9 protein-coding genes are annotated in these 13,304 nt (G+C 44.0%); 7 read left to right on the top strand and 2 right to left on the bottom strand.

From position 1 onward, the window contains the following. Positions 1–296 precede the first annotated feature (296 nt). Together EJA10_RS10860 and EJA10_RS10855 are read left to right on the top strand one after the other, a co-directional pair. Complete coding sequence (locus EJA10_RS10860) at positions 297–1,451, top strand: endo-1,4-beta-xylanase (RefSeq protein ID WP_125480028.1); 1,155 nt, start codon at positions 297–299, stop codon at positions 1,449–1,451. A 180-nt stretch (positions 1,452–1,631) separates the two neighbouring features. Then, complete coding sequence (locus EJA10_RS10855; protein WP_125480027.1) at positions 1,632–2,393, top strand: polysaccharide deacetylase family protein; 762 nt, start codon at positions 1,632–1,634, stop codon at positions 2,391–2,393. 159 nt (positions 2,394–2,552) lie between these two features. Here the strand turns inward: EJA10_RS10855 and EJA10_RS10850 are convergent, their stop codons facing one another. Continuing rightward, complete coding sequence (locus tag EJA10_RS10850; protein ID WP_125480026.1) at positions 2,553–3,764, bottom strand: M14 family zinc carboxypeptidase; 1,212 nt, start codon at positions 3,762–3,764, stop codon at positions 2,553–2,555. Between the two features lie 479 nt (positions 3,765–4,243). Here EJA10_RS10850 and EJA10_RS10845 point away from each other — a divergent pair, with 479 nt between their 5' ends. Beyond that, on the top strand, positions 4,244–5,146 hold the full coding sequence (locus EJA10_RS10845) for a hypothetical protein (protein WP_125480025.1): 903 nt from the start codon (positions 4,244–4,246) through the stop codon (positions 5,144–5,146). A 112-nt stretch (positions 5,147–5,258) separates the two neighbouring features. Here EJA10_RS10845 and EJA10_RS10840 read toward each other — a convergent pair whose 3' ends face one another. Further along, entirely contained in the window at positions 5,259–7,769 is a 2,511-nt protein-coding gene (locus EJA10_RS10840; RefSeq protein WP_125480024.1) for an NEW3 domain-containing protein, read from the bottom strand. A gap of 401 nt (positions 7,770–8,170) precedes the next feature. On the opposite strand from EJA10_RS10840, the gene EJA10_RS10835 reads away from it, so the two are divergent. From EJA10_RS10835 to EJA10_RS10820, 4 genes are read left to right on the top strand one after another with little or no spacing between them, the layout of a single operon-like run. Then, entirely contained in the window at positions 8,171–9,382 is a 1,212-nt protein-coding gene (locus EJA10_RS10835) for an ROK family transcriptional regulator (RefSeq protein ID WP_246017757.1), read from the top strand. 15 nt (positions 9,383–9,397) lie between these two features. Beyond that, entirely contained in the window at positions 9,398–10,483 is a 1,086-nt protein-coding gene (locus EJA10_RS10830; protein ID WP_125480023.1) for an extracellular solute-binding protein, read from the top strand. A 12-nt stretch (positions 10,484–10,495) separates the two neighbouring features. Beyond that, a complete protein-coding gene (locus EJA10_RS10825; RefSeq protein WP_125480022.1) occupies positions 10,496–11,602 on the top strand; it encodes an ABC transporter ATP-binding protein in 1,107 nt (368 codons plus the stop codon). Beyond that, positions 11,599–13,290 carry an ABC transporter permease gene (locus EJA10_RS10820; RefSeq protein WP_125480021.1) on the top strand — a complete coding sequence of 564 codons (1,692 nt, stop codon included), beginning with the start codon at positions 11,599–11,601 and terminating at the stop codon, positions 13,288–13,290. Before EJA10_RS10825 ends, EJA10_RS10820 begins: the two co-directional genes overlap by 4 nt. The last annotated feature ends 14 nt before the right edge of the window (positions 13,291–13,304 follow it).

Genomic DNA, 13,304 nt, shown 5'->3' with positions numbered 1-13,304 from the left:
TATATTTCTTTCCGATCAACTTGTGTGATGTCTATTTTAGGCAGGTTTATCTGGTTAAAAATCAGTCTAGTCCTATTTTATCATTTTTCGAGAAAACTTTAAATTATTAGTTTATTAAGTGGATAAACTAAGTTCGATGTTGTTATAATCATTTTACGTCAGGTCACAGCTGCTGTTATTTACACCTTTATGAAAGCCCTTACTTTTCTACCTGGCAAGCAAATTGTATAAGGGGGGAGAATTCGTTAGGTCTGTAAAAAATCAAAAACAAATCGAGAAAGAGGGGAAATCGTAACATGTTAAAAGTATTGCGTAAACCATTTCTTACTGGACTGGCTTTAGCCTTGTTTTTACCTGCCGGATTATCCAATGTCGCAGCAGCTGAACCGATCAGTGCATTAGATGTCGAAGTTGAACTTGATGAAAGGTATGCGGATTCATTCGATATCGGTGCAGCAGTTGAGCCCTACATGCTTGATGGAAAAAACGCTGAAGTGTTGAAGCGTCATTATAACAGCATTGTCGCTGAGAATGTAATGAAGCCGATTAATATTCAGCCTGAAGAAGGGAAGTTCACCTTCGAGGAAGCGGATAAAATCGTCCAATTTGCTAAAGAGAATGACATGGAGCTGCGCTTCCATACGCTCATTTGGCACAGCCAGGTTCCAGAGTGGTTCTTCCTGGATCAAGAAGGGAACAAGATGGTCGATGTAACAGACCCGAAGAAACGTGAAAAGAATAAAAAGCTCTTGCTTAAGCGATTGGAGACCCATGTTAAAACGGTCGTCAAGCGCTATAAAAATGATATCAGTTCATGGGATGTTGTCAATGAAGTGATTGATGAATACGCACCTAATGATAAAGGCTTGCGTGAATCGCCATGGTATCAAATCACCGGGACAGATTACATCAAGGTCGCATTTGAAACAGCGAACCGTTTTGCTGCCAAAGATGCTAAGCTTTACATTAATGATTACAACACGGAAGTAGAACCAAAAAGAACCCATTTGTACAATCTGGTGAAGGAACTGGTTGACGCTGGTGTACCTATCGATGGAGTCGGTCATCAGGCTCATATCCAAATCGGCTGGCCATCTCTTCAGGAAATTGAAGATTCGATTAACCTGTTTGCTGGCCTGGGACTTGATAACCAAATAACAGAATTGGATGTCAGCCTATATGGATGGCCGCCAAGGCCTGCTTTTCCTGCATATGACGAAATTCCTGCAAGTGAATTCGAACGCCAGGCCGTGCGCTATGATCAGTTGTTCCAGCTATACGAGAAACTGGGAGATAAAATTAGCAGCGTAACTTTCTGGGGTGTTGCTGACAACCATACTTGGCTGAATGACCGTGCAGAAGAATACAATAATGGGGTAGGAGTAGACGCGCCATTTGTTTTTGATAAGGACTACAATGTAAAGCCGGCTTATTGGGCTATTATTGACTAAGAGGTAAGAAGCGAGCAGGTTGCTAAACTTATAGTTTTTGATTTCTTTAGGTTCTTTTACGTCTACTTTGTTGTTTTGAACAACAAAGTAGACGTGTTATGTTGGTTTTGAGGTGCAAAGATGTAATTTAGATTCTGTCGTTTCAACTGAAATAGCTCTTAGCAGGAGGGAACAATGCGAATGAAAAAAATTAAAGGACTGTTCTTGGCTTTGACACTAATCCTAATTGCGAATACTCAATACCAGTTGCCAGCTAGCGCTAAACAGACTGAAAAGGTTGAAATTCCGGTCTTGCTCTATCATGTCGTTAAACCTGATCCTGACCCGAATAATCCCTATCAATTCAGTCTTGAAGAATTTGAAAAACATATGGCTTACCTTCATGAGAACGGCTATCGGACTTTAACGATGAAGCAATATTTCAACATTCTCGACAAGAAAGCAGCGATGCCCAAGAAGCCGATCCTGCTGACATTTGATGACAATTCAAACGACTTTTATCCATATGTCTATCCAGTCTTGCAGAAGTATGGAATGAAGGCCACTCAATTTACAGTGTCAAGCTGGGTGGATGGCAACTGGAATATGACGTCATCCGAGCTTCTGACAGTAATGGAAAACGGAGTGGATATCCAAAACCACACCGTTACCCATCCATTCCTCGCTGAATTAAGCAGGGACCAGCAGTACGCAGAAATCAACGAAACAACAAACGCACTAAAAGAGCTGACAGGCAGAACCACCAACGCCTTTGCCTATCCATACGGAAACTATAACGCAGACACAATCTCCATCCTAGAAGAACTAGGCTTCAAAGGAGCCTTCAAAGTAGGAGGAGGAATCAGCACAGACCAAAGCGAACGATACGAACTCCCCCGCATCATGATCCTCCAAGAACACACATTAACCGACTTCATCAGAATGATCGAAACAGGGTATTGAAACAGAGGGACGGTTCTCCTGTTTTTGGAAAAAGTGAGGGTTTAATAATAAATGAAGTGATTTGTTAAGGTTCATTCTGGGATGGCTGTACATCCTTCCTAATCAAAGACGAAAGGCACCTCCAGATTGGGGGTGCCTTTCGTCTTTGGTGTTATCTTTTTATAATCCAGGTTGGTAGGCAGTCTTCGGAATTTTATCATAATCCGCAGCATTTAAGTCTTCAACAGAGCCATCCACGACTCCGTTGATAATCCCATACAGTCCGGTTTCGACAGCTTTAACAAGCTGGCCCTTTTTCTTGTTGCCTAATGTATGAGATTGGCCGCGTACTTCGAAAAGGACGGTTCCGCTTCCATTCAACGCGAAGCTGCCGAGCGCAGTGCCTGGAAGATCAAGGTTCTGGCTGTAAAGGCTGATGTTGTTGAATGGTGAGTTTTCACCCAACGATTGCAGCGCGTTGTATGCTGCCAGATTCAGTTGCTTAGAGAACTCGAAATTGTAGTTGTCCGCATACTGGGCGTACTTGGCTCCGGCCGGTGTGTTTGGATCCGGAACGAAGTCAGCTGAAAGGGACATTGTGACAAGATCATCTGTACCTTCCACGTAATACTGTCCCTGGTGGTGAAGGTCGATGAACACATCTACCTTTCCAAACTCAGCCTGTAGCGACTTATAAACATCGCGTACCGTTTGTGATTCAGGGGTGATGTACCAGCCCGCTTTGCTTGAGTTGCCTGGGAAGTCGGAAGCCTGTGGGACATAGTTAAGATCTGGATTAAAGTCACGGTTTACATCAAAGCCAGGTCGGGCGGTGTAATCCCTGTCCTGCAAGATGCGATTATTATAGTAATTCCAGGCAGGGCCTGCAGCCTCTGCCAGCTGCGGGAAGGCTTGGACGACTTCTTCCCATGACATATCATTGCCTCGGCGATCCAGTTCGGATGCATCCGGGTTCATTTTAGGAAGAGTCACAAGTGTGATTTCATCACGGATTTTTTGGGCATCAGGTGAATTGCTTGATCCCAGATATTGAAGGATGCTTAACAGCGCTTCGGTTCCAGTGCTTTCATTTCCGTGGATCTCACTCTCAATCAAAACCACTTTTTCCCCAGTCCCGACTCTTGCCTGATAAATGTCTCTGCCCTGATTGGACTGGCCAACCACTTCTAAAGAAACTCTGCCCTGGCTGTTCGCCTCAATTTGCTGAAGACGCTTCACCATTTGAGCGTAGTCAGTATAACCTTTTACGGAGTACACCTGATTTTCGTTGTAAAGATTCCCGTTTGGTGAATTGGACGCGAACGTCGGAGCAGTCAATGACGCGCATAAAGCCAGTACACTTAATCCTGCAATTACCTTTTTTCTTTTCATAGATTTCAGTCACTCCTCAAGAAATAGTAGATTTAACTCCAATGACTATATTAATCAAGCCGATAGAGAAAAGGTGTCAGAATTCGTCGAATATTTAGATTCCCTAAATAAATGAGAAAAAGGCACTAGAATGATATAGAGCAGTTAGGAAAAACAGAGGGACGGTTCTCCTGTTTTTGGAAAAAGGGCGGGACGGTTTAAGTTTATTAAAACACTAGAACCGTCCCTGTGTTTCACTTGGTACAGTTCTCAATTTCGTAGTTGGTCATGCTGACGAATGTTTCATACTCTGGTCCCTATGCCATCGGGTAGTAGAGTCCTCTTTCCTGGATCAAGTTTTCCCAGTCGCTGTTAATGATTTTGTTTGGATTGTTGAACAGCCTTGATTCTGGTTTAAACAATTAAATAATTATAAAAAGGTAGGGGCAAAGGTTAGAATAGTTTTAAGATACTAGTAGATTTTATGGAGGGAAATGCAAATGGGTAATGAGGTGCTATTGGAAGTTCTTTCAAATGTGACAACCGATACGGTTGATGATGTTGCGAGGGAATTAGCAAAAAGAGAAGAGGATATAACAGTACTTGTTGATCATTTCCCATCCATGAGCAATGTGGAAAAGATGACGATTCTATCTATGAGTCTCTATTCTAAAAGTAAGAAATTGAGAGAGCTGGTAGAGGATGTGGCCACTAGTGATGAGATATTTTATTTAAAGGACTATGCCCAAGGAGTAATGGACAAGTTGGACAAAGAAAAAAAAGAAGTCCTTTTGAATAACATTATTAAGAGATTTAATCGGCAGGAGGATTCAGCCCAAATAGTCGACCTGGCTGTGGCAGGCTCTCTGGAATCCGAAGAAGCCATCTCATTTCTAGAATCTGTTAAATCTAATAATAAGGATGTTGTAGAACAAGCTCAGATAGGAATTCTACAGATAAGAGATGGAATTAGGGGGATACTTGAGGATTATAATGCTCCCAACAGGAAATTTTCGATTAGGGGATTAAGAGAGGCACTCTACAATTCTCTACCTAATCATGACGCAGAAGAACAAATCCTCCGTGACCTTTTTTCATCAGATGAAGAGACACTGGTTGATACTACGAGAATAATACTTTATGAACCAGCGTTTCCTAGAGTAAAAATAAACGAGACACTCCTACAAAGATTGGTGGAAATACTTGAAGGTAACTTTAATCATGAAATTAAGGAGAATGCTGCCTCAATTCTCGGCAGGGAAACTAAAAGAAAAGGGAATAAGCATTTAAAACAAGAGCTCATAAGGGTCTATGAAAGCGGGAGTTACAAGAAAAAAGGCCTAATGAACGTTCTGAAGAACAAAGAACTCACTGAGACTCTTAGGGATATACTAAAGGTATAATTGAAACAGAGGGAAACAGAGGGACGGTTCTCCTGTTTTTGGAAAAAGGTAGGGACGGTTCTAGTGTTTCGCGAAACACTAGAACCGTCCCCGTGTTTTTACCTGTGTTTTTCTAGTTCTCTGATCCGTAGCTGATCAAGTTGGTGAAGATTCGGTATCCGCCTGGTACTTGGCCTTGGATTTGGCGGTAGAATACTAGGTTTGTATATAGGTAGGTTCCTTTGCCGTAGTTGGCCATCAGGATGCCGCCGTCGAATGCGTCTTCACCTGGGTCGGCCATGCTGACGAATGTTTCATATTGTGGTCCCCATGCCATAGGGTAGTAGAGTCCTCTTTCCTGAATCCAGTTGTCCCAGTCGCTGTCATTGATTTTGTTTGGATAGTTGAACAGCGGTGATTCTGGCTTTAGGATGTTCACTTTTGCGTTTTCATCGGTTACCCGCCAGGCGATGGATGGATTTCCAATCGTCAATGGATAAGGTGCAGTTGTATCTTTGTTCCATTTATCATCCGGCTTGTGGTATTGGACGACTAAGTGTCCGCCATCTTCTACGTATTTAAGCAGGCGGGCATTGTTTACAAGCAGGTCAGCCCTTGATAAGTAAGCGCGGATCCCGACTACGATTGTGTCGTACTGGCTTAAATCGCTCGTCGCGATATCGGATTCGGTCAATTTCGTGATATCCAAGCCTGCATTCGATAAATAATCAGCCACGAGATCGAAGCCGCTGTCGATATAACCGACCTTCAAATCATCGTTTGTCAGCAGTTCAAATGCTACGCCATTCACCTGGGCAGGATACTGATAATAGAACGTTCCGATATGGTCATACTTGATCTCCTGGACTGTTGATTTGAATGTTTCGCCATTCACAGAAACTTCTGCATCAACCTTGAAATCTCCTGTTTGAATGCTTTCCGGCGGTGAAAGGGTAAACGCGACTTCTTTTTCCTCAAATTGGGCGCTGAAATCAACACTTGCTGATTCCGGTTCCACTACCCAGCCTGCGGGTGCTTTCAAGGAAACAGCAGCCTGGGAAGCTCCGTTAAAATAGTTCTTTACTTTTACCTTCACCGGGATTTCACTTTGGACATTTGCTGTATTGACGATGATGTCCTCTGGATTCAAAGTCACTGCAGCATCTGGCAGAACTGCGATGGTACCTTCCAGTTGCTTCACTTGTTCAACCTCAGCGCCATCGTTCTTATAAGAGACTTTAGCCTGTAAAACTGGCTCCTGGTATGCGTGGAAGAACTCAGCATCTTCCGGGACGGAAACGTCAAAAGAAAGGGTAGCTGTTTCGCCTGGCGCCAATGATTTTACCTTCCCGCTGGAAGCAACGCTCCAGCCTTCCGGAGCCAATAATTCAACTGCTGTATGCTCCAATTCATGTTCTCCATTATTTTGCAAGGTAACCGTTACTGTTGTGTCTTCGCCCTTTGTAACCACAGTAGATGGAGCTTCTGCTTTTACATCAAGGCTGGAAGAAACAAAGCTTGCCTCCTGAAGCTGATCTGCTTTCAGGCTTAGCTTGTTAAGTAAATCAGATTTAAGCTCGTCATCAAGCTTCGCTTTTTCTGTCATCTTTTCTAGACGGTGGACATCTTTTAAGGCTTTTTGTGTTTGAGTGAAGACTGCTCCTCTGTCAGGATAGGAAGCAATGATCGACTCAAGCTGTTTCTGGAAATTCGTATACTGGACGGACAATCCATTCGCGTTTTTCGGCAGCGTTTTTGCCCATTCTGCAAAGTCATAAGGTATGCCTGCGAAAAGTTCATTGCTGCCGTTTGTGTCAACATTGCTGAAAAGCAGTTCTAGATGAGTTTGTCGTGGTGCGACAGGAATGTCATTTCCCATTCCCTGGCTTTTGTGCATGTAGCGGGATTCTTCTCCCAGCTGTGGATAGGACATCTGGTAGATCGGGTCGTACATACCGATTTCAATAGAAGTTGTGGCAGTAGCTGGTGAAGCAGCAGGGAGGAAGAACTTTTTAGTCTGCCATACCGACAAGCCTTCTGTTAACTGTTCTGGATAAACGGAAGGGTTCGCTGCGTCTTTAAAAGCTTTTTCACTCAGGATGGCCATTGCGCGATGATGTCCATGCTGTGTTGGGGTATCTCTGAAGGATGGCATGACGATATCCGGCTGGTATGTGCGGATAAACCGGATTAAACGCTCATACGTGACATCTTCATCCCACTTTTCCAATGTTTCAACAGGGCTTTTTGAAAAACCGAAGTCGTAGATGGCATCGGATGTTGTGTCGCTCAAATGATAAGCAGTAACGCCGGTGATTTTAGAAGCTTCAATCATTTCGCGGGAACGGATGATCCCGAGTGCGTTCCCCAATTCATTGCCAATTTCATTTTGGCCGCCCTCACCGCGGTTGGCGATCATGCTGGCCGTTTTTACACCGAGTCCTCTTGATAGGTACGCTAAAAAGTCACTGCGCTCATCATCTGGATGGGCACCGGTATTCAAGAAGGTAACAGTTGTATCAAGTGGCTTTATTTCGTTCCAAAGGTCAACATCATGCTCCTGGGATTCGACAGCTGTTCCGCTTAAAGGCACCATGGATACGATGAGGAGCAAAGAAAGCATACTCATGATAAACTTTCGCATTTTTGTAACCCCTTTCATTTTGTGGTTTGAAAAAGAAATCCTGAACACTCCTTCCTCTTTTATGTAATCGTAGGTTAGTTAATCTGCCTAACTAACAACAGATGTAACACCTAACTAAAAGGTAAACATAGTTAGATAATATTGTAAATTCATAAATTATCAGAAAATTAAAAATGAGAATTTCTATCTATAAACAGTTTGGGTAAATGGAACTAACTGGATAATTTATAAAAATAGGGAAGGGAAGATCCAGAATAAATCCCACTTTTGTAAAATATACGTTTAAGAGACAGGATTTAAAATTTTCTGAACTTTACGGTTGTAAACGTTTCCAAATTAATGTATATTTCTAGTTAATTAGTAAATCTTACTAACCAAAAAGAAATTAAGGCCGTGATGTTATGAACGTAAGTGGAACAACTGTGCAGCTGAAATCACTCAATAAAAAAAGAGTGCTTCAGTGCATCCAGGGAAATTCACCGATCTCAAGGGCTGAAATTGCAGCGAAAATCAATATCAGCAAACCAACGGTTTCATTATTGGTCGATGAATTGATTCAGGAAAGATGGATCTTTGAAAAAGGGATTGGCGAATCGACATCACAAGGTGGCAGAAGGCCGATCCAGCTATACTTCAATGAAAAGGCGGCTTACATAATCGGGACGGATATTGGCGGGACGAAGGTGAAGACTGTTATTTGCGATTTGAATGGGAACATTATCGCAAACAGAAGTTTTAACACTTGCCAGTACCTTGAATCAGGGCTGCTGAAGCAGATTGCAAAAGAAATTGACTACATGGTAAAAACAGAAGGACTTGAAGTCGAGAAAATCTTGGGAATGGGCGCTGGGGTACCGGGGATTACAGAAACAACAACCGGAATCGTCGTCGAGGCGCCAAGCTTGAATTGGGTTCGATATCCTTTTATCAAAGAAGCGGAGCGGCATATTCCGTTCCCGGTCCATGTGGACAATGATGTCAACGTGGCCGCACTTGGAGAACAGTGGCTTGGGAATGCACGCGAAAAACAAAATGTATTGTTCATCGCAGTTGGCACAGGAATCGGCAGCGGCATTATCATCAACAACCAGCTGTATCGAGGTTCATCCAGTGCGGCTGGGGAGATTGGCTACATGGTCACCGACAAGAATCATATGAAGAATGAGTTCAAGCCGATTTTCCATCGTTACGGCTACCTTGAAAGTGTGGCAGGCGGGAAATCGATTGGAGACAGGCTGACGAAATGCATCCAGAAGGAGCCGGAACATCCTTTGCACCAGCAGGCACTTGCATCTGAATTGGCTGGGGAAACGGCATTCAAACTAGCGAAGACAGGTGACGAGATTGCCCTGAAAGTCATTGAGGAAGCGATCGAGCATTTAGCTTATGGAATTGTGAATGCTGCTAGTTTGCTAAATCCAGAGGTTGTCATTTTAGGAGGTGGTGTTTTAAAATCATCCGAATTCATCTTGCCGAAGCTGCAGGAGATTGTAAATCAGTATCTTCCTAGTTCAGTCCAGCTGAAAACTTCCCAACTGGGTGATAATGCAGGGGTTCTTGGTGCAGTATCGCTATTCATGAGGGAGCATGAAAGTTTGATTAAATACCATTAACGAGGGGGAATTTCCATGAAACACAAGAAAAAAGTTTTGATTATCACTGCACTAACTTTATCTGCATCCTTATTGCTGGCAGCTTGCAGCTCTGAAGAAGGCTCCAGCAAACCGGCAGGGGACAAAAAGGATAGTGATCTAACAGGAAAAGTGGTCATCTATTCTCCGCATGGTAAAGATATTTTATCAGAATTTGAGAAACAGTTCGAAGCTGAATATGATGTGGATGTTGAATGGCTTGATATGGGCTCCCAGGAAGTCCTGGACCGTGTCCGTTCGGAAAAGAACAACCCGCAGGCAGATGTTTGGTGGGGAGCACCATCTGTCATGTTTGACCAGGCTAAGGATGAAGGACTTTTACAGCCATATGAGCCTTCCTACTCTGGAGCCCTGGCTGATGGATTCCATGAGGCAGAATGGCACTGGTCAGGAACAAGCCAGACACCTGAAGTCATTATGTACAACAGCAAAGAGCTGACAAAGGAAGAAGCGCCAAAGGATTGGGATGAATTGCTTGATCCTAAATGGAAGGATGAAATCATCATCCGTTATCCACTCGCTTCCGGAACAATGAGAACCATCTTCTCCGCGATGATTTACCGCGATTTCAAAGACAGCAATGACCCGGCGAAAGGATATGAATGGCTCGAAAAGCTTGATGCAAACACGAAGGAATACTCCGCAAACCCTGAAATGATGTACAACAAGGTTGCCAAGGGTGAAGGTTCAGTATCTGTTTGGGCAATGCCGGATGTCGTCATGCTGAAGGAAAACAAGAACTATCCATTTGAATTCATTGTTCCTGAAAGCGGCACGCCTGTATTGACTGAGGGAATTGCGATCGTGAAAAATGGTCCGAACCAGAAAGCTGCCGAAGCATTTTATGAGTTCGTGAATACGCCTGAAGCTGCAAAGCTTTTAGCGGAAAAATACTACCGCATCCCTACGAGAGATGATGTAACGGATCTTCCTAAGTGGATCACGGATACAGAAATCAAGGCGATGGATATTGACTGGAAAGTGTTCCAGGACAACAGCGATGCGTGGATGAAGTATTGGGATGAAAACATTAAGAGTGGAGATAAAGAAATCAAAGAATAGGAAGTGTGTGGTATGGCGTCGATAAAAATAGAAAATGTCCAAAAAGCCTTCGGTAAAGTAATTGCGGTCGATCATTTGAACCTGGAAATCAAGGACGGCGAGTTCTTCACTTTCCTCGGGCCAAGTGGCTGCGGCAAGACAACGACTCTAAGGATGATTGCGGGATTTTACTATCCTACCAAGGGTATGGTCCGATTTGGCGATAAAGATATGACGCGTGTACCTCCAGAAAAAAGAAATACGGGCATGGTTTTCCAAAACTATGCCCTTTTTCCTCATATGACGGTCTTTGAAAATGTAGCCTTTGGATTGAGGGTCAGAAAGATTGGCTCCAAAGAAGTAAAAACGCGGGTGCATGATGTGCTTCGCAAGGTAAGGCTTGAACAGTACGCCGATCGTCAGGTGAGCCAGTTGAGTGGAGGACAGCAGCAGAGGGTTGCTCTTGCAAGGGCATTGGTGATTGAACCAGAAATCCTTTTGCTGGATGAGCCATTGAGTAACCTCGATGCAAAGCTTCGTGACGAAATGCGGAGCGAAATTCTCAGACTGCAAAAGGAATACAAGATTACCACGATATATGTTACCCACGACCAGGCAGAAGCACTGTCGATGAGTGACCGGATCGCTGTTTTCAACTTTGGTGTCTGTCACCAGGTTGGGACTCCATCCGAGATTTACAATGAGCCTGCAAATGATTTCGTTGCTAGTTTTATAGGCGAGATCAATCTTTTGCCTGTAAAAGTGGATCAGCTTGATGAAAGCCGGATTACCGTTTCTGCGATTGAGAATCCAGATATGAATAAATTTGTTGTACATAATACTCCGTTTAATTTTAGTCAGAGTGCTCAAGAAGGTGAATTGGCGCTGTCTATTCGCCCTGAATCAATAAGGATCCTTACGGAAAAAGCTGACCGTCCAAATGTTTTTAAAGGGAAGGTTGAAGATGTGCAGTTTTTTGGCACAATCATCCTTGTCAAAGTGCGGGTCAATGGTCTGCTGCTTGAGGTGAATTTGCTGAACCATGTGTCGGCAAACCTGAAACCGGGAGCTGATGTATGGGTCGAGATGCCTGAGGACCAAATCAGACTGATTCCGATGCTGAGCGGTGATGCGTCATGATGAAGAACCGTGATAACAGGCTGACGTTATATTTGCTCATTCCAGTGTTGCTTGTTTTGATTGCCTATGTTCTCTATCCTTCTGTTCGTACGATTCTTGAAAGCTTTCATAAAGATGGAGGATTGACGTTCGGGAATTATCAGGACTTTTTCACACAGGAATCGAAGACTAACCTGCAGGCGCTGTGGAACTCCGTTTACATCTCGGTGCTCAGCGTTTTGGTCAGTGCAGCGATAGGGATACCGCTTGCTTTTATTTTTAATCGATTTGACTTTCCGGGCAGAGGTTTTTTCGCAACCGCTGCGATCATGCCGATTGTTTTGCCTTCATTAGTAGGGGTTATGGCATTCATGTTTCTTTATGGGGAAACTGGCCTCGTCCCGAACGCAATTAAGGATTTATTCGGATTGGATGAGGTTCCTTTTAAAATTGGCGGCGTATCAGGAATCCTGATCGTCCACGCCTATACGATGTATGTTTATTTTTACATGACGGTTTCCTCGGCGATCAATAAAATTGATCCATCGCTTGAGGAGTCTGCGTATAACCTCGGAGCAAGCCGTTTTCAGGTGTTCTGGAAGGTGACATTCCCGTTGCTGACTCCGGCCATAGTTGCTGCTTCGTTATTGGTGTTTATGATCTCGATGGCTTCCTTCAGTGCACCATTCCTGCTGGCCGGCGGGTTTCGGGTCCTGAGTCTGCAAATCTATTTTTCCAAGATTAATGGAGATATGGAGGTAGCAGCGACTCAATCGGTCATTCTGTCGATTGTTTCGATCTCGTTCCTGTTGTTCATGCGCTGGTATCAGAACCGGAAGGACTACAGGATGGCATCTAAGGGGATTGGGGCTCATCGCAGCGAGGTCAATAATCCGCTGCTGAAGTGGACGATGGTGGCAACTGGTGTGATAGGCGTCATCATTCTGCTATTGCCGCATTTCACTATTTTACTATTGTCGCTCGTGCCGGATGGGACCTGGACATGGCAGACATATCCTTCAGTTTTCAATTTCGAAAACTACCGATTGCTGCTGCAGGACCCGAATATCTTCAAGCCTTTGAAAAACAGCTTGATTCTGTCGTTCATCGCTACGGCAGGGAATCTCGTATTCGGTGTGCTGGCATCCTATGTGCTTGTTAAGAGGAAGTTTGTCGGCAAAAGCTTCGTCGATATTCTCGTAATGATTCCATGGGCATTGCCGGCAACTGTTATCGGGATGAACTTGATCTTTGCTTTTAATGAGCCGAATATCTTTTCGTTCGGAAATATACTTGTCGGCACGTTCTGGATTTTGCCGCTTGCTTATTTTATCAGGCATATTCCTCTTGTGGTCCGTTCGACCAATGCGGTGCTCGAGCAGCTCGATGATTCGATTGAGGAGGCCTCTAGGAGCCTGGGGGCAAAGTGGTTCTATACATTCAGGAAAGTCATTTTGCCAATCATTATGCCGGGTGTCCTCTCCGGGACATTGCTTGCATTTGTTGAATCTGTCGGTGAATTCCCAACATCGGTATTGCTTTATACAATTTCGAACCGCCCGATTTCGATTGAAATCATGAACCAGCTGCGGATGTTCAATATGGGGCAGGCAGCTGCGTATGGAATGATCCAGATAACCTTGATTGCGGTTGTCCTTCTGATCTCGAACAGGTTCTTCGGGGTGAAGGCAGAACAGTCTTTATCATAATGGTACAAAAAAGC

The organism is Mesobacillus subterraneus (assembly GCF_003937825.1).
Classification (GTDB): Bacteria; Bacillota; Bacilli; order Bacillales; family Cytobacillaceae; genus Mesobacillus; species Mesobacillus subterraneus.
The sequence above is the reverse complement of the archived record's forward strand: the minus strand, read 5'-3'. Positions and strand labels throughout refer to the sequence as shown.

What these genes read in the sequence shown, in the direction of transcription:
- EJA10_RS10860 (WP_125480028.1), top strand. Translation starts at nt 297, where the DNA reads ATGTTAAAAGTATTGCGTAAACCATTTCTTACTGGACTGGCTTTAGCC.
- EJA10_RS10855 (WP_125480027.1), top strand. Translation starts at nt 1,632, where the DNA reads ATGAAAAAAATTAAAGGACTGTTCTTGGCTTTGACACTAATCCTAATT.
- EJA10_RS10850 (WP_125480026.1), bottom strand. Translation starts at nt 3,764, where the DNA reads ATGAAAAGAAAAAAGGTAATTGCAGGATTAAGTGTACTGGCTTTATGC.
- EJA10_RS10845 (WP_125480025.1), top strand. Translation starts at nt 4,244, where the DNA reads ATGGGTAATGAGGTGCTATTGGAAGTTCTTTCAAATGTGACAACCGAT.
- EJA10_RS10840 (WP_125480024.1), bottom strand. Translation starts at nt 7,769, where the DNA reads ATGCGAAAGTTTATCATGAGTATGCTTTCTTTGCTCCTCATCGTATCC.
- EJA10_RS10835 (WP_246017757.1), top strand. Translation starts at nt 8,171, where the DNA reads ATGAACGTAAGTGGAACAACTGTGCAGCTGAAATCACTCAATAAAAAA.
- EJA10_RS10830 (WP_125480023.1), top strand. Translation starts at nt 9,398, where the DNA reads ATGAAACACAAGAAAAAAGTTTTGATTATCACTGCACTAACTTTATCT.
- EJA10_RS10825 (WP_125480022.1), top strand. Translation starts at nt 10,496, where the DNA reads ATGGCGTCGATAAAAATAGAAAATGTCCAAAAAGCCTTCGGTAAAGTA.
- EJA10_RS10820 (WP_125480021.1), top strand. Translation starts at nt 11,599, where the DNA reads ATGATGAAGAACCGTGATAACAGGCTGACGTTATATTTGCTCATTCCA.